The sequence below is a fragment of the Oleiharenicola lentus genome, from assembly GCF_004118375.1.
Classification (GTDB): domain Bacteria; phylum Verrucomicrobiota; class Verrucomicrobiia; order Opitutales; family Opitutaceae; genus Lacunisphaera; species Lacunisphaera lenta.
Window position 1 is genome coordinate 664,331 of sequence record NZ_SDHX01000002.1, and the last position, 20,877, is coordinate 685,207.

The 20,877-nt window shown below is 67.5% G+C and carries 23 protein-coding genes; 12 read left to right on the plus strand and 11 right to left on the minus strand.

Annotation, left to right across the window (positions count from 1 at the left end; genetic code table 11):
• Genes ESB00_RS16635 through ESB00_RS16670 form a run of 8 tightly spaced genes read right to left on the minus strand, consistent with a single transcriptional unit; the run spans nucleotide 1 to nucleotide 8,668 of the window.
• Entirely contained in the window at nucleotides 1-966 is a 966-nt protein-coding gene (locus ESB00_RS16635; RefSeq protein WP_129048913.1) for an AAA family ATPase, read from the minus strand.
• Nucleotides 967-972: 6 nt separating this feature from the next.
• The gene (locus tag ESB00_RS16640; protein WP_129048914.1) at nucleotides 973-2,196 is read right to left on the minus strand and encodes a DUF4350 domain-containing protein; all 1,224 of its coding nucleotides are present in this window, start codon (nucleotides 2,194-2,196) and stop codon (nucleotides 973-975) included.
• On the minus strand, nucleotides 2,193-3,878 hold the full coding sequence (locus ESB00_RS16645; RefSeq protein ID WP_164976270.1) for a hypothetical protein: 1,686 nt from the start codon (nucleotides 3,876-3,878) through the stop codon (nucleotides 2,193-2,195). Before ESB00_RS16645 ends, ESB00_RS16640 begins: the two co-directional genes overlap by 4 nt.
• 5 nt (nucleotides 3,879-3,883) lie before the next feature.
• Nucleotides 3,884-4,201, minus strand: coding sequence for a rhomboid family protein (locus ESB00_RS16650; protein ID WP_129048916.1), 318 nt, complete (start codon nucleotides 4,199-4,201; stop codon nucleotides 3,884-3,886).
• Complete coding sequence (locus ESB00_RS16655; protein ID WP_129048917.1) at nucleotides 4,198-4,761, minus strand: hypothetical protein; 564 nt, start codon at nucleotides 4,759-4,761, stop codon at nucleotides 4,198-4,200. Before ESB00_RS16655 ends, ESB00_RS16650 begins: the two co-directional genes overlap by 4 nt.
• Before the next feature lie 2 nt (nucleotides 4,762-4,763).
• Entirely contained in the window at nucleotides 4,764-5,333 is a 570-nt protein-coding gene (locus ESB00_RS16660; RefSeq protein WP_129048918.1) for a hypothetical protein, read from the minus strand.
• Nucleotides 5,330-6,070, minus strand: a complete 741-nt coding sequence (locus tag ESB00_RS16665) for an RDD family protein (RefSeq protein WP_129048919.1) — start codon at nucleotides 6,068-6,070, stop codon at nucleotides 5,330-5,332. Before ESB00_RS16665 ends, ESB00_RS16660 begins: the two co-directional genes overlap by 4 nt.
• Before the next feature lie 60 nt (nucleotides 6,071-6,130).
• Nucleotides 6,131-8,668 (minus strand): VWA domain-containing protein, encoded by a 2,538-nt coding sequence (locus ESB00_RS16670; RefSeq protein WP_129048920.1) that lies wholly within the window; start codon nucleotides 8,666-8,668, stop codon nucleotides 6,131-6,133.
• A gap of 142 nt (nucleotides 8,669-8,810) precedes the next feature.
• Here ESB00_RS16670 and ESB00_RS16675 point away from each other — a divergent pair, with 142 nt between their 5' ends.
• From ESB00_RS16675 to ESB00_RS16685, 3 genes are all read left to right on the plus strand, one after another.
• A complete protein-coding gene (locus ESB00_RS16675; protein WP_246026510.1) occupies nucleotides 8,811-10,421 on the plus strand; it encodes a peptide ABC transporter substrate-binding protein in 1,611 nt (536 codons plus the stop codon).
• Nucleotides 10,422-10,436: 15 nt separating this feature from the next.
• Nucleotides 10,437-10,916 (plus strand): hypothetical protein, encoded by a 480-nt coding sequence (locus ESB00_RS16680; RefSeq protein WP_129048922.1) that lies wholly within the window; start codon nucleotides 10,437-10,439, stop codon nucleotides 10,914-10,916.
• Nucleotides 10,917-11,004: 88 nt separating this feature from the next.
• The gene (locus ESB00_RS16685) at nucleotides 11,005-11,931 is read left to right on the plus strand and encodes a DNA-3-methyladenine glycosylase family protein (RefSeq protein ID WP_129048923.1); all 927 of its coding nucleotides are present in this window, start codon (nucleotides 11,005-11,007) and stop codon (nucleotides 11,929-11,931) included.
• On the opposite strand, the gene ESB00_RS16690 is transcribed toward ESB00_RS16685, so the two are convergent.
• Nucleotides 11,928-12,638, minus strand: coding sequence for a DUF6498-containing protein (locus tag ESB00_RS16690; RefSeq protein ID WP_129048924.1), 711 nt, complete (start codon nucleotides 12,636-12,638; stop codon nucleotides 11,928-11,930). The genes ESB00_RS16685 and ESB00_RS16690 overlap by 4 nt on opposite strands.
• Nucleotides 12,635-13,021, minus strand: coding sequence for a VOC family protein (locus tag ESB00_RS16695; protein WP_129048925.1), 387 nt, complete (start codon nucleotides 13,019-13,021; stop codon nucleotides 12,635-12,637). Before ESB00_RS16695 ends, ESB00_RS16690 begins: the two co-directional genes overlap by 4 nt.
• A gap of 136 nt (nucleotides 13,022-13,157) precedes the next feature.
• Here ESB00_RS16695 and ESB00_RS16700 point away from each other — a divergent pair, with 136 nt between their 5' ends.
• Nucleotides 13,158-14,117: a pyridoxal-phosphate dependent enzyme gene (locus ESB00_RS16700; RefSeq protein WP_129048926.1), complete on the plus strand. Its 960-nt coding sequence runs from the start codon at nucleotides 13,158-13,160 to the stop codon at nucleotides 14,115-14,117.
• Between the two features lie 77 nt (nucleotides 14,118-14,194).
• Here ESB00_RS16700 and ESB00_RS20045 read toward each other — a convergent pair whose 3' ends face one another.
• Nucleotides 14,195-14,569 carry a ferredoxin gene (locus ESB00_RS20045; RefSeq protein ID WP_246026511.1) on the minus strand — a complete coding sequence of 125 codons (375 nt, stop codon included), beginning with the start codon at nucleotides 14,567-14,569 and terminating at the stop codon, nucleotides 14,195-14,197.
• Between the two features lie 96 nt (nucleotides 14,570-14,665).
• Between ESB00_RS20045 and ESB00_RS16710 the strand changes: the two genes are divergently transcribed.
• The 8 genes from ESB00_RS16710 (at nucleotide 14,666) to nuoK (ending at nucleotide 20,710) form a co-directional block, all read left to right on the plus strand.
• Nucleotides 14,666-15,037: an NADH-quinone oxidoreductase subunit A gene (locus tag ESB00_RS16710; RefSeq protein ID WP_129048927.1), complete on the plus strand. Its 372-nt coding sequence runs from the start codon at nucleotides 14,666-14,668 to the stop codon at nucleotides 15,035-15,037.
• A gap of 80 nt (nucleotides 15,038-15,117) precedes the next feature.
• Nucleotides 15,118-15,732 carry an NADH-quinone oxidoreductase subunit B gene (locus ESB00_RS16715; RefSeq protein ID WP_246026528.1) on the plus strand — a complete coding sequence of 205 codons (615 nt, stop codon included), beginning with the start codon at nucleotides 15,118-15,120 and terminating at the stop codon, nucleotides 15,730-15,732.
• 1 nt (nucleotide 15,733) lies between these two features.
• Nucleotides 15,734-16,456, plus strand: a complete 723-nt coding sequence (locus ESB00_RS16720) for an NADH-quinone oxidoreductase subunit C (protein ID WP_129048929.1) — start codon at nucleotides 15,734-15,736, stop codon at nucleotides 16,454-16,456.
• A gap of 119 nt (nucleotides 16,457-16,575) precedes the next feature.
• Nucleotides 16,576-17,652, plus strand: coding sequence for an NADH-quinone oxidoreductase subunit D (locus ESB00_RS16725; protein ID WP_342791797.1), 1,077 nt, complete (start codon nucleotides 16,576-16,578; stop codon nucleotides 17,650-17,652).
• A gap of 137 nt (nucleotides 17,653-17,789) precedes the next feature.
• Complete coding sequence (locus ESB00_RS16730; RefSeq protein ID WP_129048931.1) at nucleotides 17,790-18,431, plus strand: 4Fe-4S dicluster domain-containing protein; 642 nt, start codon at nucleotides 17,790-17,792, stop codon at nucleotides 18,429-18,431.
• 130 nt (nucleotides 18,432-18,561) lie between these two features.
• Nucleotides 18,562-19,788 carry a complex I subunit 1/NuoH family protein gene (locus ESB00_RS16735; protein WP_129048932.1) on the plus strand — a complete coding sequence of 409 codons (1,227 nt, stop codon included), beginning with the start codon at nucleotides 18,562-18,564 and terminating at the stop codon, nucleotides 19,786-19,788.
• Between the two features lie 107 nt (nucleotides 19,789-19,895).
• A complete protein-coding gene (locus ESB00_RS16740; RefSeq protein ID WP_129048933.1) occupies nucleotides 19,896-20,402 on the plus strand; it encodes an NADH-quinone oxidoreductase subunit J family protein in 507 nt (168 codons plus the stop codon).
• Nucleotides 20,399-20,710: an NADH-quinone oxidoreductase subunit NuoK gene (gene nuoK / locus ESB00_RS16745; RefSeq protein ID WP_129048934.1), complete on the plus strand. Its 312-nt coding sequence runs from the start codon at nucleotides 20,399-20,401 to the stop codon at nucleotides 20,708-20,710. The genes ESB00_RS16740 and nuoK overlap by 4 nt, the downstream gene beginning before the upstream one ends.
• The last annotated feature ends 167 nt before the right edge of the window (nucleotides 20,711-20,877 follow it).

A 20,877-nucleotide genomic window follows, 5' to 3' on the forward strand; every position in this document is an offset into this window, starting at 1 on the left:
TCAGCGCGGCACCGCGACCTGCTCGAGCAATCGGTTCAGGACCTCGGCGATCGAGAGGCCCTCAATTTCGAACTCGGGCCGCAGCATGATGCGGTGCGCCAGCACCGGAACCGCCAGCCGCCGGATGTCGTCGGGCGTCACGTAGTCGCGGCCGTCGAGCGCCGCCCGCACGCGGCCACCGGCCAGCAGCGCCTGCGTCGCACGCGGCCCGGCACCGGTGAACACACTCTCGTCCGTGCGCGTGGCCCGCACCAGGTCCACGATGTAGGCCGTGAGTTCTTCGCGGACCAGCACGGTGTCGAGCGCGGCCCGCAACTCCGCCAACCGGCCCCTGGTCAGGACCGGCTGCACGGCGCCGCGCGCGAGCGCCGCCTCCGGCGCGTCCCCCCCGAGCAGGCGCCGCGCGAGGGTGATCTCGTGGTCACGCTCCGGACAGGTCATCTGGATGCGGAACATGAAGCGGTCCTTCTGCGCTTCGGGCAGCGGGTAGGTGCCTTCCGACTCGGCAGGATTCTGCGTGGCGAACACCGTGAAATCCGGATCCAGCGGATGCGTCTCGCGGTCGATGGTCACCAGGCGCTCCTGCATCGCCTGGAGCAGGGCCGCCTGCGTCTTGGCCGGGGCGCGGTTGATTTCGTCGGCCAGGAGGAAGGTGGTGAAGACCGGGCCGCGCACGAGCGTGAACTGGTTGCTCTGGAGGTTGAAGATGTTCGTGCCCGTGATGTCGGCGGGCATGAGGTCGGGCGTGAACTGGATGCGGCCCGTGTCGGCGCCGAGCACGTGCGCGAGCGTGCGCACCAGCAGGGTCTTCGCCACGCCGGGCACGCCCTCGATCAGGGCATGCTGGCGGGCCAGGATGGTGATGAGGGCGAGTTCGACGGCCTGATCCTGGCCGATGATGACCTTGGCGACCTCGGCGCGGGCCGCGGCCAGCACGTCGAGGGTGGTTTTGAGGCTTTCGTTCATAAAGGGTCAGCGCGGTTTGAGCGCCCGCACGAGCGCGTTGTAGGTGGTGGCAAGGGGCTCCCGGGGATCGCGTTGCTTCCAGACGGCCTCCAGCCGGGCGGCCGCGGCGGGCGTGATGCCGACGCGCCGGCCGCGGCGCCACTCGGCCACGCAGGCGGCGAGCAGCGCGGCACGATCCACGGAACGCCGCAACAAGGCCGTGAAACCCGCGGTCGGTTCGTAGGCCAGGGCAACTTCACCGCCCCGCTCGAGGATTTCCACCGGCGGAATGAAGGCCACCGCCTGTCGCCAGGCGTAAAGCAGGCCGAGCAACACGCAGAGCGCAAGGGCCCCGTGCAGTCCGTAACGCCTGGCCAAGTGCCCCACCCCGGTTTCCTCCAACACCCCCAGCGGCCCCTCCAGGAAAACCACCTGCCGCTGGTTCCCGACCAACCAGGCGAGCAGATCGGTGGCACGGCTCAGATGCACGCCCTCGTTGCTCAGGCAGAAAGCATCGCTCAGGAGCACCAGGCTGCCCCGCCCCACCGCCTTTTCCATGAGCACGGGTTCGCCGGCGCGGCGGTAAAGCACCCGCCACCCGGCGGCGTCGGCCGGGGTAAAATACAGGTCGCTCTTCCACGCCACCTCGGCCGGCAGGGTCGTCTCCGCTTCCGGGGTCCGCTGCGCGCCGGGCTGGCGGCTCAGCAGCCAGCGCTGCTGCATCGTCACGCCCCAGGCCTCGGCGAGGGTGGTTCGCTGCCGCGGTTTGACGCCCGGGCGCCGGCGCTGCGCGCGCGCCTCGTCCCGTTTCTCCTGCTTGCGGCGCTCGGCGCGCTCCTCCTCGGTTTCGTCGGGGTCCACCATCCGGCCGCGGTCATCGCGATCTTCCCTCAGCAAGTCGGCGCGAAACGCCAGCACCACGCGCGCGCCGGAAGCCGCCGCGGCGTTCAGCGCGGCCAGCTCCCCGGCGGGAAGCTGCCGCCACGTCTGCCACTCGAGCCCCGCCAGCACCACCAGCCGCGGCCGCGCGGCCAGCCGCTCCAACGGCCGGTGATCGCGCGCGACCTGCAGACCGGGCATCTGCTCCAGCGCCTCGTAGAGCGCCCGGGTGCCGAGCGCGTCGGCCCGCATGGAGGAATACGGCGGATACAGATCCCCTCCCCCCAGCCGAAGACGGAACAGCCAGCCGCAGGCCGCCACCACCAGACCGGCGGCGAGCAACAGCGGGAACCAGCGGCGCAGGAGGTTCACGGGCGGCCCTCCAGCGTCCGCAGCCATTCGCCCACCGCCGTATCGCTCGCCGCGCCCGAGCCATACCAGACTTCCTCAAACTGCCGGCGACGACGGCCGAAGTCCTCGACCACGGCCTGACGGCTGCGCGCCCGGCGCCGCAGCTCGCTTTCATAGTCCAGGTTGGTCTTGAACTTGGCCAGCGAGAGCAATCCCTCCTGCGCATGCCGGGCCAGCGTGGCGAGAAACAGGGCGCGCAGGGCCAGCCGCCACTCACCGGCCGCCGCCTGCTGGCGGGCCAGATCCAACCAGCCCTCGGCGGGCAGCCGCGAGGCTTCCACGGTTTCATCACGCAGGTCGGGCGCGGCGGGCGCGGCCGGCACCGGTGCGCTCCGCAACGGCGCCGTGCGGTTGTGCGAAATCACCTTCCAAATCGTGAAGAGCAGCAGGCCGGCCACGCCGACGATCAGCACATAGGCCGTCCACTGCAGGACGCTCATCCAGTTCGTGGTGGAGCGCACACGCTCCCCCGGCGCCGCGGCATCACCGCCGTCGCCCTCACCCGGCAACAAGCCGCTCACCCAGCGGTGCAACGCCTCGAACCACCGGATCACCGTCTTCACCATCTGGACAATGACATCGAACGTGGAGCGCACGAAACCCTTGATGATGCCCTCTTTCTCGCGATCGGGCGGGATGGGCGCCGGGCGCAGCCGCCAGCGAAACGCCGGCTGTTCCAACACGCGGTCCAGCGCCGGATTCAACAGGCGCGCGGGCGCGGTCTGGGTCGGAACCGGCGCAACCGGGGTCGCCCCGGTTTCGTTGGCCGGCAGCCGGGGTGCGGCCAGGAACACCGCGCCCATGAGAATCAAGGCAGCCAGCGGCGCCACCACCCGCCCTCGCGTGCCCTCCTGCCGGAGCACCAGGCGCAGGTCGTCCCCCGTCTGCCGGGACCGGCCGTAATAAACCCGCAGCACGAAATACGTCTTGATGAGCGGATCGACCAGCAGGTGCGTCAGCACCGCCACCAGCGCGAGAAAGGTCGAGTTGAGCGTGTTCCAGCCCGACAGCGCGAAACCGGTGCGCAGGCCCAGCCAGTTCGTGACCAGCGACGGCACCAGGTAGAAGGCCACGGCCAGATTGAGAAAGACCATAAGCCACAGCCCCGAGAGAATGAGCAGCGCCCAGTGGTTCGGCACCGGCCAGAGCTGGGCCAGCGCCCACGCCTGCTTGGAGCGGGAGGCGCCGGCCTCCTCGTCGCCCCGCGGCAACACGGTCGCGGTCTGGTAGTGGCCGTAGATCCACGCGAAGGGCACGCCGAACAGCGCCGCCAGCGGAACCAGCACGATCCCCGGGGCCTGCGTGCGCAGTTGCGCGGCCGTCTCGGCCAACCAGTCGCGGGTACGCCAAGCCGGCGCCTCCTCGCCCGAGCGCAAAGCCAGCAGGCGTCCCGCAAAACGGTTCTGCCCGGCTTTGCTGAACCCGAACAGCAGCGCGAGCAGCAGGGCCCCCGCCGCCACCTCGCCGTCGGGCGGCGCGAACCACGTCACATAGGCCCAGAAATACACCAGCCCGACCGCGAAGGGTCCGCTGCTGGCATAGTAGCCGGCCAGGCGTTCGGGATGCCGGCGCAACAGGTGGACCGACTCCTCGATCAGATCGACGGCCCGCGGGGCGAGGTCCTTGGAACGCACGGTGGCCATGGGGTTCAGTCGCCCAGCCGCCACACCGTGCCCTCGTGCACCTTGGACGGGATGGTTTTTAAAAACTGCCCGAAGCCATAGAAAACCACCCAAAGCCACACCACCGCCGCCACCAGCCGGGCCGCGCGGCCGGCGCGCCGCCACCGGGCGCGGTCGGCGTTTTTCGGCGTCGCGGTCTGCTTCGCCAGACAGGCCGCGCACAGCAGCTGGCCGGCATGCTCCACCACGCATTCCCGACAGAAATGGCCGTCACAGGAAGGGCAGCGTGCGACCGCCTCGCGCGACGGATGCCGTTCGCATTTTCTCGCGGCCAGCACGCTCATGACGTCGGCAGGGGCGGAGGCAACGGGGGCGGGATCGAAGGAGTCGTGCCCGTGTCCGCAGCCGGTGCAGCCCCCGCCGCAGGCGAATCCACGGCGAGATCCGCTTGCGCGGCCTCGATCAGGGTGCGGACCTCGCCCAGCACCCGGCGGGTCTTGGGCAGGCGGCAAAGCGAAGCGACGTTTTCCTGCTGCACCGCCGTGACCACCACCACCCGGCACCCCGGCCCGAGCAGGTGGTTCCACAGGAAGAGGGGCGCGAAGATGGCGGCAAGGATGCCAAACCCGACCACCCCGGCGCCCATCTGGCTCATGAAGGCCACGATGATCAGCGCAATCGCCGCCAGCGTGATCGCCAGGTAGGTGCGCCGCCCGGTGTGCACCACCAGCATGCACTGGATGTCGCGCAGATAAAAACGGCGGTAGGATTCCGTGTAACCCGTGGACTGCACATGGAGCAGGTGGTCCGAACCGAGCCAGAGCTGCGACATCGCGCCCAGCGTGCGGTGCATGCGGGTGAGCTTGCGATAGGCCGGGGCGGGAGCTGCTACGGGTGCGGCCATGGTCAGAAGCGCAGGAACATGCGGGTGAAGATCAGGAGCCAGCCCACGATCTGGGCCGTGGCCAGCAGGCCCGCCAGGATGAACCGCCAGCGCCGCCGCTTGCCCACCAGGCTGCCGGGCTTGTTCCAGCCCCAGAAGCAAACCCCCAGCGCCGCCGGCGCCGTGATCAGCGTGAAGGGCCACAGGAGCAACGGCAGGAACGCGAGCAGCAGCGCAATATGCTCGTAAAGCACGCGGTGGTTTTCCGGGAGCTTGCGCCGGTCGGTGCGGGCCTCGAGGCAGGACGGACAGAAATGCTGGCCGGACACCGGCACGCGACAGACCGCGCAGACATAGCGGCCGCAGCCGTCACAGGCCGCCTCCGCCCGGTTTTGCGCATGGAAATAGCAGTTGGCCTCGCCCGATCCGGTGGCCGCGGCGCGATCCACGCGGCGCGCCGCCCCGAGCGCCGGAAACCGGAGCTGTTCAAACTCGCTGGAGCAGGTCGGACAACGAACCACATCCACTCCCTGCCAGAAAACCTCCGGCACGGTGCGGCGGCACTTGGGGCAGGCGAGCTTGGCGGCGGTCATCGAATCTTGATCACCCGCGTGTCGCAGATGCGGTCATGCAGGGTGCGCCGCTCCTCGTCGAAGCCGGCCATGATGTAGCCGATGAGCAGGATCAGGCCGCTGAGCATCTCCGCGAAATGCCGCCCGATGATGCGGCCGTTCGTCAGCGCGGAACCGTCGCTGCGCACGACCCTGAGCCCGAAGGCCAGCTTGCCCGGGGTGGCGGCATATTTTTTCAGAAAATACCAGGTGTAGGCCAGGCCGATCGCCGTGCCCACCAGCAGGGATGCGCCTTGGTAGGCGAGAAAACTGGCGGCGATTTCCGGCGTGTTGGGCTTCGGCCGGAAAATGAAATCCCCGAAGAACAGCGCCGACAACCCGAGGTCCGCGCCCAGGCCCACCAGACCCGTGATCAATCCATCCACGATCTTCGCGATCAGGCGCCGGCCAAAGTTTCCATAGACCATCTGGTTGGGCAGTTGCACCCCTTCGCGCAGGCGCTGGAAATACTGCTCCTTGTGCTCGGCGCTGATGAACTTGCCCTCAAACGGCACCATGTCCTTCTGCCAGTGCCGGCCTCCCGAGGCGGCGCATACGGCGGTCTCGGCGGCCACCTGCGCGTAGGGCCGCCACTCGGCCATGCTCTTGCTCCACACCAGCGTCTCTCCCGTTATCGTGCCGCCATTGATCAAAGCCTCGAAGGCCTCTGGGTTCACCGGTCCGACGCGATTCCCGCCATTTGCGTAAAACCATTCCATCCCACTTAGTTGCCGGTCTGACTTTCGCGTCGCAACCGAAAACCGGGTGATAAGACCTTTTTATTCAGGTGATTTTCGCGCTTGATCTGATCCGCGCGCGGCCGCTTCCCGCGCGATGCGCAAGGTCTCCTGCAGCTCCCGGCGATACCCGCCCGCGTCGTCGGGCAGGTGCGCGACGACCCAGCGTTCCAACTGATCCAACGCGGGCGGCGCCTGGGCCGGCTCCGCCTGCAGAATGCGCCCAAGCTCGACCATGGCCACGGCAAAACGGAAACCCGGTGAAGCCTGCGCCCAGTCGCGCGACGGCGCGGCCAGTGTTTGCTGCATCAGCGCCGGACGCCTCTCACCCGCCGGGAGAAAATCCACGCGCACCCTGCCCAGGGTCGCGACGGCCGCTTCGGCCTCCGCCCGCAGGTTCAGTTCGTAAACCGCGGCGAGCCTGCGGCCGGGCAGCAGCTCGCTCGCGACTTCTCCGTCCTGTCCGCCCAGCCGTTGCGCCTCGGCGACCCGCTCCGGGTTGAAACTCACCCGCCAGTCCACCTCGCGCGCCACCGGTTCAAGCAGGCCCGCGACCTGCCCCGCCAGCAACCGCTCGGCCTCCTCCTCGGTGTTCACATAGCAGCTCTGGCCGCCGCCTGCCCGTGCGAGCAGCTCCAGGCGCAGGTCGTTGCGGTCACTGCGCCCAAAACCAAACACGCTGAGCTTGATGCCCTCGGCGGCGAACCGGTTGGCCAGCGCGGCCAGGGCCTGCTCGTCGGTCTCACCGAGGTTGAAATTGCCGTCGGTGCAGAGAATCACGGCGTTGATGCCGGATGCACGGCGCGCCGCGCGCGCCGTGTCGTAAGCCAGCATCAGCCCCTCGTAACCGTTCGTGCGCCCCCCGGCCGACAAACCGGCCAGCGCGGCGCGCAACTCGCGGCCGCCCACCCCGATGGGTTCGCTGCCGCGCACCTCTTGCGCCGCAGCCGCGTAGGTCACCACCGCCACCCGGTCATCCGGCCGCAACCGCTCCGCCAGCAGCCGCACTCCGGCCTGCACCAACGGCAACCGGTTCGGCGCGTTCATCGAGTCGGAAACGTCGATGGCGAACACGATGTTGGCCGGCGGACGCACCGGCGGCGCCGCCGGCTTCGCCTGCACCACCACGCGCATCACCTGCCGCCCCGGCGTGAACGGCGAAGGCGCCATCTCCATCTGCACCGCCAACGGCACCGGTTGCGCGCCGGGCGCCGGCCACTCCGGCGGCACCTGCCGAAGCAGCGCGGCCGGGCTCACCCGCTGCGCAGCCGACCACTCGCCCCGGGCCAGGGCGTGCTGCAGGTCCTTCAAACCCGGTTCCGGCGGACGCGCCGTTCCCTTCGAGGTCGGCAAGTTTACGGACGCCGGCTTCCCGGAAAATACCACGCGTGACTCCGCGTTCGGCGTGCCGGTCGCAGCGCCGGACCCCGCCGCCGGTGCCTTGTCGGGCAAGGCCCCCGAGACCGCGCCCGCCCCACCCGCTCCGCCCGGCAACAACACGGCCGCCGGCTCTTCGCGATCCCGCGCTCCCCGCTCCGGCTCGGGCTCGCCGGGCGAATCGATGCTCGCTTGAGACCCCGTTCCCCCGCCGCTGCTTTCGCGCGGACTCGAATCACCCGCAGACTCCGCCGCTCCGCCTCCGCCGCCCGCGAGCCCTGCGGCCTGTCCGGAGCCGCGTCCAAAGGCCTTGCGCTCCCACTCGGCCTCGCCCGGACGCAGCTCCCGCTTCCGTGTCCGCAGGCTGCCAGCCACGCCGTCGGCCTCCGGCGCGTGCTCCTCCTGCGCTTCACCACCTTCTTGCGCAGCGACGGACGGTGCCGGCTTTGAGTCTTGGACAGGTTCACCGCGTCCCTTCGCCCACCACCAGACGGCACCGGCCACCGCGAGCAGCGCGGCCACGCCGAGGATCACCCGGGTGACCGGGACTCCACCGCTCCGCTTCCGCCGCGGCGGCGGTGCGCCGTTTTGCAAAATCTCGGTGAGCGTGCGCACGGCGCGCCGGATCGTGTCGGCCGTTTCCAGCAGGTCCTTTCCGCCGGAGGCGGCTTCGACAAAAGCTTTCTTCTCCGCCGCGCCCATCTCGTCCAGCGCGTAGCCGATGATCCGCGGGTCCGTGATTCGCACGGCCGCCTTGCCTTGCGTCGCAGGCATCGCCTGCACAATCCGGCTGAGCGCATGCTCCATCAGGCCTTCCGCGCCGCCCAGCGACAAGCCGGTGATCCGCGCCATTTCCTCCGGGTTGAAGCCAAACTGAAACCGCAGGCGTACCGCCTCCTGCTGCTTGGCAGTGAGGCGCGCAAAGGCCCGGTGCACCGCCACGCGGGCATCCTGCCCTTCGTTGCTTTCCTCCTCGTCTGCCGCCCCGGCCGCTTCGCCCAGCAGCACGTCGCCGCGCTGACCTGCCCCGAGCATCTGCCGGCGCACGTGCGCGAACAGCCACACCGCCGGATCGTCATCCAGCTCACCCGCTTTTTCCAATTCGCGCGGCAAGGCCAGCAGCACGGCCTCCGCACGCGCCGCTTCCGCCCCGGGCAGCGTGCCCAGATAGGTGCGCAGCGCCGCGCCGTGCCGCTCCAGCATGGCCGAGGCGGCCGGCGGGGCATTCCGACCGGCGGAAGGTGATGACAATCTGCTCACTAAGCCCCCGTATATCGGCGCAAACCGGCGAAACTTGCCCGCTTCGTCACTTGCGCCGGTCGCGGCAAAGCCCAACGTATCCATCGTGTTACGCCGTCTGACCCTGATTCTTCCGTACCTCGTGCTGCTCGGCGGTTGCGCCAAGCGTGAAACCCCCGCCGAGGCCGGCCTCCGCACCGGCACGCTGCTGGTGGGCAACCTCGCCGAGCCGCAGGAACTCGATCCGCAGCTCATCGCCGCCTACACCGACCAGAATATCGCTGTCGCGCTCTTCGAGGGCCTGTGCGCACTGGACGAACGCTCCTCCCAACCCGTGCCGGGCGTGGCCGAGCGCTGGGTGGCCTCGCCCGACGGCCTGACCTGGACCTTCCACCTGCGCGCCACGGCAAAATGGTCCAACGGCGAATCGCTCACCGCCCATGACTTCGTCGCCTCCTGGCGACGGGTGCTCAACCCCGCCCTCGCCGCCGAATACGCCTACCTCCTCTACCCGCTCAAGAACGCCGCCGCCCTTAACGCCGGCCAAATGACCGACTTTTCCGCGCTCGGTGCCGAAGCCCTCGACGACCGCACGCTGCGCATCACGCTCGAACGTCCCACGCCCTTCCTGCCCGCGCTGACGGCCCAGCCCGTCTGGTTTCCCGTCAACCCCCGCGCCTTGGCGAAATTCGGCGACGCCAACCGCCGCCAGTCCGCGTGGACGCGTCCGGAGAATCTCGTCGGCAACGGCCCCTTCACGCTGGCCGAGTGGACGCCCAGCGCCCGCCTCGTCGTTGCCAAGAACCCGGCCTACTGGGACGCCGCAAGTGTGCGCCTCAGCCAGATCATCTTCTTCCCCACCGAGAGCCCCGACGTCGAGGAACGCAACTTCCGCGCCGGCCAGGTGCATCTTACCTACGGCCTGCCCACCTCGAAGCTCGCAACCTACCAAAGGGAAAACCCCGCCGCGCTGCGCCTCGATCCGTTCCTGCAGGCGATTTTCCTGCGCTTCAACACCACGCGTCCGCCCTTCACCGACGCCCGCGTCCGCCGCGCGCTCTCGCTCGCCGTGGACCGCGACGCCATCGCCGCGAGTGTGCTGCGCGGCGCCGGCACCCCCGCCCGCAGTTTCACTCCTCCCGACTGCGCCGGCTACACCGCACGCGCCTCGGTGCCGACCGACTTCGAGGCCGCCCGCCGCCTGCTTGCTGAGGCCGGTTTTCCCGGCGGCCGCGGCCTGCCCGTGCTCGAACTGCAGGTCCGCAACGACGAACACCAGCCGCGCGTGGCCGAGGTCTTGCAGGCCCAGTGGGCCAAGGAACTCGGCGTCTCGCTCACCCTCGCGCCGCTCGAGCAAAAGACCTGGGTGCAGAACCAGCAGACGCTCAACTACACGCTCTCCGGTGCGGGCTGGATCGGCGACTTCGTGGACCCGGTCACCTTCCTCGACCTCTTCGTCTCCACCGGCGGCAACAACTGGACCGGCTGGGCCTCCGCCGACTACGACCGCTTCATCGCCCAAGCCGCCGCCACACCCGATCCTGCTGCCCGCCGCGAGATCTTCCAGCAGGCCGAGATCCTGCTCCTCGAACAGGCCCCCGTCGCGCCGGTGTTCTTCGGCACCCGTGCCTACCTGATCCACTCTTCCGTGAAAGGTTGGGAACCTTCCCTGCTCGGCCTGCACCAATACAAAAGGGTTTACCTTCAAAAACCCTGAACGCATCTTTCATCCGTGCTTATCCGTGTCATCCGTGGCGGTCTCCTCTTCCTCTTGCTGGGGCTCTGCACCGCGTCCGCAACCGACCTCACCATCGTCCGCGTTTTCACCGGCTGGCGCGACGCCGCGTCCTTCAAGCGCATCTCCGAATACTTCGACGGCAAGGAGAACACCGGCGGCGAAGCCGTGCTCCGCACGCACCCCGAACAGCGCGGCGGCTACTACTTCCTCGTGCGCGTGACCAACCCGGCCGCCGCCCGCCCCGTGACCGCCCGGCTGCAGGTCATCACCCACACCGCCGCCCAGCCGCAGACCTTCACTTTCGCCCCCGCGCTCAAAGCCGGTGCGACCGTCTTCCACCTCGGTCTCACGGGTCCCGACTGGCCGGACGCCAAAGCCGACCCCGTCGCCTGGAAACTCGAGCTGACCGACGCCGACGGCAAAGTCCTCGCCACCGAGAAGAGCTACTTGTGGGAGAAGCCAACGGGCAGGTAACCCTGTCCTGTCATTCTGAGCGGAGCGAAGAATCCAGAGGCAACCGCCCATCGCATCCGCATACGCTGGATTCTTCGCTCCGCTCAGAATGACCCGCTCCGGAAGTTCAAAGGGATTCTCCGACTGGCAGCCGCTGCCCGGCTGGGCTCCGTCACCTGACGTCCTCCGCGAGACCCTCGACGGCGGCCAAGCCTTTCGCTGGAACGAGGCGAACAACATTTGGACCGGCACCTGGTCCACGCATTGCGTCCAACTCCGGCTCGGCGACACCGGGCTGCAATGGCGCGGCACCCCCGGCACCACCGCCGCCGATCTCCGCCGCTACCTTGCCCACGAACTGGATTGGACCGCGCTCACCAACTCCCTCCCGTGGCGGAGCGACACCCATCTCGCCCATTGCATCACCGCCTTCCCGGATCTCCGTATCCTCCGCCAACCTTTCGGCGAAACCCTTCTCGGCTTCCTCTGCAGCGCCACCAAGCAGATCGTCCAGATCAAGCAGATGGTCGCCCTGCTGGCCGAGCGGCACGGCCAATCATTGCCCCCTTGGAGGGCCCAGCTCCCGCTGGGCCGCGGCTCAGCAGGAGCTGAGCCCTCCACCTGCCACCGTCTCCCCACCTGGTCCGAAATCGCCACGATCCCCGAGAAAGATCTCCGCGCCTGCCTGCTGGGCTTCCGGGCCCGCTACATTTCCGAGACGGCGACATTCCTCTCCAAGCATCCCGGCTGGCTCGATGAGACCGAGGCCCTGCCCTACCCCGCCGCCAAGGCCCGGCTGATGGAATTGCCCGGCGTCGGTGAGAAGGTCGCCGACTGCGTGCTGCTCTTCGGCGCCGGCAAACTCGAAGCCTTTCCCGTGGACACGTGGGTGCTGAAGTCCCTCGCCCGCCGCTACGGCCTCGACGGCTGGAAGCCGGCGCAGGTCGCGCATTTTGGCCGCACCCACTTCGGTCCCCTCGCCGGACTGGCCCAGCAATACTTGTTCTCGTGGGAGCGAAAGTTCGGCGGCCGTTAGCCTGACGCGGCCGGTTTCGCGCCGGCCAGCAGACGCCACGGAAAGAAATACACGGCATAAACGACCGCGTAGACGAGGAAGCTGTCCAGCTTCAGGAAATGCGCGCCCGCGAAGAAGAAGATCAGCAGGTGCAGCCGGACCACGTTCTTGTAGGGTCCGGCCACTGAGCTGGCCGGGGAGGAAAGCGCGTTCCGCGCCTTCCGCGCCTCGATGTCGGCCGCCTTCACCGAGGTCGGCGGGGGCGCGGGCGGCAGGGGTGCGAACCGGAAAGCCTGCCGTTCCGCCAGCAGCGCCATCGGCAGGAAATACCAGTAGCGCTGCACCACCTCGGCATACAGCTCGAGGTTGAACAGTCCCGCCACCTTGGGTCCGACCGGGAAGAACATGTTCAGGAACACCGAGTGCACCAAGTGAAACATGCCGAAATGGACGGTGAAGAAGGCGAGCATGAACACCCCACCGATCAGGGCGGCGACCGCGGCTCCGGCACTGCCTTCGCGCTGCAACCGCAGGGCCGGACTGAATACCGACCACACAATCACCGCGTAACCAATGCCCAGGCTCGACAGCCACAAGCTCCAGACCAGATCCGTGGTCTGCCACCCGGCATACCAGGCCAGCGCCAGCCCGCCGACGAAAGCGAGAGCATCGGGCCAGGCCGAAACCCAGCCCGGACGCTCAGCGGCTTCAGCGGCGGCCACGCTCACTTCGCCTTCTGGATCAGCTCCACCTCGTAGCCCTCGGGTGCGTCAATGAAGGCGATCACCGAGCCGCTGCCGGTCTTGGTCGGACCGTCGCTCAGTGCGTAACCTTTCTTCGCGGCCGCGGCGGCAAAGGCTTCAAGGTTTTCCACTTCGAACGCGAGATGCATGAGGTCGGGCTGCACCTTCACCGGCTCGGCGCCCGGCGGCATCTGGCAGAGTTCGATCTCCTCGTCGCTGTTGGGTGTGGCGAGGAACACCAGCTGGGCACCGCGCGGCGAGGTGTGCCGGCGCGAGGCGGTCAGGCCAAGGGCCTCGGTGTAGAACTTCACGGAACGCTCGATGTCGTTCACGCGCATGCGGGTGTGGAGCAGCTTTTTGACGGTCATGTGCGCAGGCTAGAAGGCCGGTCCAGAAATGCAAACATCGTAACCTGTCATCCTGAACGAAGTGAAGGATCCAGCATAACGGCCGTAGCGAATATCGTGCTGGATTCTTCGCTCCGCTCAGAATGACATGCCGGTGATGTCTGAAACACTGACCTTCGCCGACATTCGCGACGCCCACGAACGCATCCGCCCGTTCATCAAGCGCACGCCCGTGCTGACGAGCGAACGGCTCGACGCGGCCGTCGGCGCGTCACTGTTTTTCAAGTGCGAGAACTTCCAGGAGGCCGGTGCGTTCAAATCCCGCGGCGCCTGCAACGCCGTCTTTTCGTTGACCGACGAGGAAGCCGCCACCGGCGTCGTCACCCACTCCTCCGGCAACCACGCCGCCGCCCTCGCCCGCGCCGCCCAGCTGCGCGGCATCACCGCCCACATCGTCATGCCCGCCGGCGCGGCCCAGTCCAAGGTGCAGAACGTCGGCCACTACGGCGGCTGGATCACCTTCTGTGAGCCCAACCTCACCGCCCGCGAGGCCGCCTGCGCGCGCGTGTCGAAGCAAACGGGCGCCACCATCGTTCACCCCTTCGATGATCTGCGCGTCGCCGCCGGTCAGGGCACCGCAACGATCGAGCTGCTCGAAGACATGCCCGACCTCGACCTCATTCTGTGTCCCGTCGGCGGCGGCGGGCTGCTCAGCGGCACCGCCGTGGCCGCCAAGGCCATCCATCCCGGCATCCGCGTGATCGGCGTCGAGCCCGAGCTGGCCAACGACGTCCAACAGTCCTTCCGCGCCGGACGCCGCATCTCAATTCCGACCCCCGCCACGATCGCCGACGGCCTGCGCACCAACTGCACGGGCGAAAAGAATTTCCCGCTGATCCAGCAGCATGTGGACGACATCGTCACTGTCTCCGAGGAAGCCATCGTCGCCGCCATGCGCGCCGTGTGGGACGCGCTGCACATGGTGATCGAGCCGTCCGCCGCCGTGCCCTACGCGGCATTGTTGGAGAAACGCGTGCCGCTCACCGGCCAGCGCATCGGCCTCATCGTGACAGGCGGCAACGCCGACCTCGACAAGCTGCCGTGGCTGAAGGCGTGAATTCGTAGCTGCGCTTGAGGCCCTGGGCCGAAAGCGTGGCCACGTTGTCGCTGCGCTCCAACGCAGCTACTAAATACTCACGCACCGTCGTCGCCGATGGAGCCCGTGGCGCAGTTCATCGCCGCCTGCTGCACCAGCGCAACATCGTCGGCCGTGTCCGGCTGCCGTTTCAGGAAGGACGTGCCCGTGTCCGCATCGCGTTCGAAGAAATCGGGCGCCTCGGTGCGGCATTGGTCGCAATCGATGCAGGACGAATCGACGTAGAAACGTCCGGCGACATTGAGGGGAAGACGATCGGCAAGCGTGGCCATGGTGGGATGGGGTTGGAGGATATGGTTGGCAGCCTCATCCTGCCACATCCGGCACGCGAGCGCTCGGCACGCGTTGACCGGAGCTGCGCATGTTTTGGCGACCGCATCGCCGGCGATTCCTACGCTGGTCTCGGGGCTCATGCCGCGCGACCACAAGAGATGAGCAGCTTCTGGCAAACGGCGGAGCTGCTTCGCCATTGAACCCCGCCGCACTTTTTCAATGCTCGGGGCTCTTCCATGAGCGAGCATCCCCACGCGTTCCTGGCTCTCTTCCTCGGCGTCGCCCTCGCCTTCCCTCTCCTGCTGCTCGCAGTGGCCTGGCTCTGGGTGAAGTTTTTCCAACCGCGCCGCCCCGGTCCGGTCAAGAACGCCACCTACGAATGCGGCCTCCCGGCGACCGGCGACTCGTGGATCCAGTTCAAGGCGCACTATTATCTGTATGCGATTCTCTTTCTCATCTTCGACGTCGAGGTGCTGTTCCTCCTGCCCTTCGCCGTCGCCATGACCGGCCTCCCATCAGGCGCGCTGATTGCGATGCTGGTATTCATCCTCCTTCTCGCCGAGGGCCTCGTCTGGGCCTGGGCGCGCGGCCACCTGGAGTGGAAATGACCATGAGCGACGCCTCCTCACTTCCGTCCTCGGGCGCCGCCCGCCCTGAGCCTGTAGCAGGGTTTCCCGCTGCGGGAAACCTGTCCGATGCCGAACGCGAGGACCTGCGCCGCCACGGCATTCTGCTCACCAGCCTTGAGGAACTTTACAACTGGGGCCGCAGCAATTCCATCTGGCCGCTCCAGTTCGGCCTCGCCTGCTGCGCCATCGAGATGATCGCCGCCGCGACGGCGCGGTTCGACATCGCCCGCTTCGGCGCCGAGATCTTCCGCCCTTCGCCCCGTCAGGCCGACCTCATGATCGTCTCCGGCACCGTCACCAAGAAGATGGCCCCGCTCGTCGTCCGCCTCTGGAACCAGATGCCCGAACCGAAATACTGCATCGCGATGGGCGCCTGCGCCATCTCGGGCGGCCCCTTCAAGCAGGGCTACAACGTCCTGAAGGGCATCGACCGTTTTATCCCGGTGGACATCTACATCCCCGGGTGCCCGCCGCGCCCCGAGGCGCTGCTGCACGGGCTCACCCAACTGCAGGAGAAGATCAAGGCCGAGCGCCTCGCCGGCCCCGACACCGCCCGCCACCTCCGCCCGGAAAACCCCGGCGAATTCCCCATTCCGGACTACGGCGCGCACGACCTCCAGCCGCCGAACAACCCCGCCCTCTTCTCGCCGCCCTCCCTGCCGCGGAAACCCTGACATGGAATCCCTCGAGCAACTCCGCGACCGCCTCCTGACCCGCTTCCCCGCGGCCAAGGTCGAGCTTGTGCTCAATCCCGGCGCTTCGCCCGAGCATTCGCTGCTGCTCGAAGCCGCGTCCGCGCGGGAGATCGCGCTCTTCCTGCGGGACGACCCGTTCGTGAAGCTCGACTACTGCTCCAACGTCACTGGCCTCGACTGGCCCGACAAGGAGATCATCGAGACGAAGAAGGTCTCCGTGCCCGACCCGGCCGGCGGCCCGGCCAAGGTCGTCGAGGAAAAGACCAAGCGCCTTCAGCCCGGCTATCTCGAGGCCGTCTATCACCTCTACTCGATGGCGCTGAAGAGCACCGCGCCCGTCATCCTGCGCCTGCGCACCGTTAACCGCTCCGACCAGGTCACGCTGCCGTCGCTCACGCCGGTGTGGCGTTCCGCCGATTTCCAGGAACGCGAGATCTACGACCTCTACGGCATCATTTTCGAGGGCCACCCCGACCTGCGCCGCCTGCTCATGTGGGACGGTTTCAAAGACCACCCGATGCGCAAGGACTACGTCGCCCCCGACGACTTCGAGTGGGAGCCCACCCCGCACGGTGTCGTGCACGAGCGGGCGAAGGCCCATTATCCTTTGCCGGGCGACCGGCTCGGACAAACACCGGCCGGCCAGCAGCCCGGAACGGTGTCGCCGGCCAATCCGACCACTCAACCGGAGGCGAAGCCATGAACCCTCCTCAGGTTTCAGGTTCCCAGTCTCAGGGTTCCTCCGGGCCGCTCGGCGGCCCGGCCGGCCCCACCGTCCGCGCCGTGCACGACGAGTTCCACGGCGACCTCCTCGAGGTCTCGATGGGCCCGCAACACCCGTCCACCCACGGTGTGTTTCGCATGATCGTGACGCTCGACGGCGAGCGCATCGTGAAGCTCAAGCCCGTCTTCGGCTACCTCCACCGCAACCACGAGAAGATCGCCGAGTCCACGAGCTACCTGGCGTCGATGCCCTACACCGACCGGCTCGACTACCTCTGCTCGATGACGAACAACTGGGCCTACGCGCTCGCGGTCGAGAAGCTCGGTGGTCTCACCGTCCCCGACCGCGCCCAATACCTGCGCGTCATCATGGCCGAGCTCACGCGCCTGGTGAACCACAGCTGCCTCGTCGGCTTCCTCTTCAACGACCTCGGCACCTCGTTCACTCCGCTCCTCTACGCCTTCCGTGAGCGCGAGAAGATCCTCGACCTCTTCGAGGCCCTCAGCGGCTCGCGCATGATGTGCAACTACCAGCGCTTCGGCGGCTGCCGCGTGGACCCCTCGCCCGAGTGGCTCGCGGCGGCCAAGGCGCTCGTGGACAACTTCCCGCGCTTCCTCGACGAATACGAGACGATGCTCACGGGCAACGAGATCATGCTCGCCCGCACCCAGGGCGTCGGCCGCCTGAGCGCCGCCGACGCGATCAACGCCGGCATCACCGGCCCCATTCTCCGCGCCAGTGGCGTGGACTACGACCTGCGCAAGGTGGACGGCACCGGTTTCTACCCGCGCTTCGACTTCCGCGTCCCGCTCGGCGCGCACGGCGACACCTACGACCGCTACATGATGCGCATCCTCGAAATGCGCGAATCGGTGAAAATCCTCCAGCAGGCCTTCCGCGACCTGCCCGCCGGCCCGATCATGGACCCCAAGGCCAAGCTCCGCGGTTTCCGCCCCAAGGCCGGCGAAGCCTACGGCCGCCTCGAAGGCCCGAAGGGCGAACTCGGCTTCTACCTCGTCAGCGACGGCAGCCCGAATCCCTACCGCTACCGCGTCCGCCCGCCCTCCCTCATCAACCTCACCCTCCTTGAGGACATGTGCCTTGGCCACACCATCGCTGACTCCGTCGTCATCCTCGGCTCCATCGACATCGTCCTGGGAGAAGTAGACCGATGAACCTGTTTTCGATTTTTGATTCTCGATTTTCGATTGCCGGCCCGACGCCGGCGAATCGCCCAGCCGTATTCTCGCTTCGCGCCGGCTGACCGTCTCCATCAATCGAAAATCGAGAATCCAAAATCAAAAATCCCACCATGCTCGGCTCCGGCATCCTCAAAGGCCTCGCAGTCACCGCGAAAAATTTCGTGGGGAGCTATCATGACCCGGCCCGGATGGTGACGCAGGAATACCCCGACGTCCCCGCCAAGCTTCCGGCGGCCTACCGCAATTTCCCGTTCCTCGTCACGGAGAACGCCACCGACCCGATGGGCACGCTGCGCTGTGTCGCCTGCCAGATCTGCGAGAAGGAATGCCCGCCGCAGTGCATCTACATCGAGAAGAGCAAGGACAAGAAACCCGACGCCACCGGCAAGCCCCAGATCTACCCCGCCGTCTTCGCCATCGACACCGCCGTGTGCATGAGCTGCCAGCTCTGCGTCGAGGTCTGCCCGTTCGACGCGATCAAGATGGACCAGGTGTTCGAGATTGCCGCGACCGACCGTTTCACCGGCCTGCTCCTCAACCGCGAGCAGCTCGCCAAGCCCAACACCTACTTCCACCAGATCCACCCCGAGGAAGCCGCCGAGGTGGACGCCCGGCTCAACGCCGAACGCAAGGCCGCCGAGGAAAAGGCCAAGGCCGCCGCGGCTGCGGCGGCTGCGAAAGCGGCGGCGCCGAAACCGGCCGCGGGAGCAGCGCCCACCCTGCCGCCCACCACCGGAGGCCCTTCAGCATGACCTCCACACCCCGCCCTGTCGGGCACCCCTCTCCAGAGGGGATTTCCGACCAGCTTTCCATCAGCCTGAGATCCCCTCTTGAGAGGGGTGGCGCGAAGCGCCGGGGTGTGGTTCCGGAGGATTCCCGGCCATGAGCGATTTCCTCGAAGTCATTCCGCTCGTCGTGCGCGACTGGATCGTGGAGCTATTCCCGACCCCGCTCCAGTGGCTCGTCCACCATCTGCTCACGATCGCCGTCATCCTGACGTTTTTTGGCCTGTTCTTCGCCTTCACGACCATCGCCGAGCGCAAGCTCCTCGGCCGCCTCCAGAATCGCCTCGGCCCCAACCGCGCGGGCGTGCCGAAACTCTCGATCCTGCCCTTCCATCTGAAACACAAGCTCTGGGGCCTCACCCAGCCCTTCGCCGACGCCGTGAAGGCGCTGACCAAGGAGGACGTCATTCCCGACGCCGCCGACAAGGTCCTGCACTTCCTCGCCCCCGTCTGCATCGTGGCGTTCTCGCTGCTCGGCTTCGCCGTGCTGCCCTTCGGCCGCGCACTCATCCCGGTCGAACTCGACGCCGCGCTACTCTACTTCTTCGCCGCCGGCACGGCCACCGAGCTGGCCATCTTCATGGCCGGCTGGGGCAGCCGGAACAAATACTCCCTGCTCGCCGCCATGCGCGCCCTCGCCCAGCTCATCAGCTACGAGTTGCCGCTGATTCTCTCCGTCGTCCCCGCCGTGCTCGTCGTCGGCACGCTCTCCCTCCGCGAGATCGCCGAAGCCCAGGGCGGCTGGATCTTCGGTTTTCTCCCGCACTGGCACGTGTTCACGCCGTGGGGCTTCGCGGGCTTCATCATCTTCCTCATCGCGGCGCTCGCCGAGAGCAACCGCTCGCCCTTCGACCTGCCCGAGGCCGAGAGCGAGCTCATCGCCGGCCACCTTACGGAATACTCCGGCTTCAAATACGCGCTCTTCTTCATGGCCGAGTATTTCGGTCTCACCGCCCTCAGTGGGCTCGGCGTCACGATCTTCCTCGGCGGCTGGCAGGCGCCGTTCGCCTTTCTGGAGTTCATCCCGTCCTACCTCTGGTTCATGCTCAAGCTGGCCGGCATGATTGTGTTCTTCATCTGGGTGCGCGGCACGCTGCTCCGCCTGCGCATCGACCAGCTGACGCGCCTTTCCTGGCAGTTCCTCGTGCCGCTGGCCCTGATCAATCTCGTGAATGGCGCCTTCTGGGCCCTCACCCCCGGCTGGTCCGGACCGATGCTCGCGGTCCGCTGGGCCGTTTCCGCGGCCCTCATCGTGATCCCCTTCCTCCTGCTGGCCCGCCGCCTCAACCCCGGCCGTGGTCCGCGGACCTACCGGTATGCATAATTACGATTTACGAGTTACGAATTACGATTGCCGGATCTCCGTCGGCGACAGGCCCATGCTTGGGCATGCCCAAATCGTAACTCGTAAATCGTAAATCTGAAATCCCCGTGATCGCCCTCGCCATCATCGCCCTCCTGACCTTCGCCGCTGCGATCTCAGCTTTCGTCCTCCGAAATCTGATCCACAGCGTGCTGCTGCTTGTCGGCGCCTGGGCGGGCATCGCGGCCTTCTACCTCTGGGCCGGGGCCGAGTTCGTGGCCTTCGCCCAGGTGCTGGTTTATGTTGGCGCGGTCTCGATGGTCGTGCTCTTCGCCGTGCTGCTGACGCGTCAGGGTGCGACGACCGCGCCGGTGGAGTTCGATTCCCTCAAGCGCGGCGTCTTCGGCTTCGTCGTGGCCGGTGGCGTCGGCGGACTCCTGGTCGGCGCGATCTTGGGCAGCCCGCTTGATGTGCACACCGCCGCGACGAATCCCGCGGTCTCCGTGAAGGAACTGGGCCACCTGCTCATGGGCCCACACGCCGCGGCCCTGCTCATTGTCGGCGTGCTGCTGACCGTCGCCCTGCTCGGGGCGATGGTCATCGCCGCCAGCGACAAACCGGAGGATACCCCGTGAGCCCGCTGCAACTCTGCCTCCTGTTCTCCAGCCTGCTCTTCTGCGTCGGGCTCGCCGGTGCGCTGTCGCGCAGCAACACCATCCTCGTGCTCCTCGGCATCGAGCTGATGCTGAACGCCGCCAACCTCAACTTCATCGCCTTCTGGCGCTACGGCCCGCACCCCGAGGCCGGCACCGGTCTGATCTTCGTTTTGTTCGCCATCGCCGTCGCCGCCGCCGAGGCCGCCGTTGGCCTGGCGCTCGTCATCGCCATCCACCGCCACCGGAAGTCCATCCGCCTGCAGGAGGCGAACTCGCTCAAAGGCTGAACTACCGCGGATTACACGGATGAACACGGATAAATTCATAATTCCCGGAACCTGTCATTCTGAGCGCAGCGAAGAATCCAGCGGCACGACCGCCTGCGCACGTCATTCTGGATTCTTCGCTCCGCTCAGAATGACACGCAGAAGCGAATCGGTTCGTCCGCGTCCAT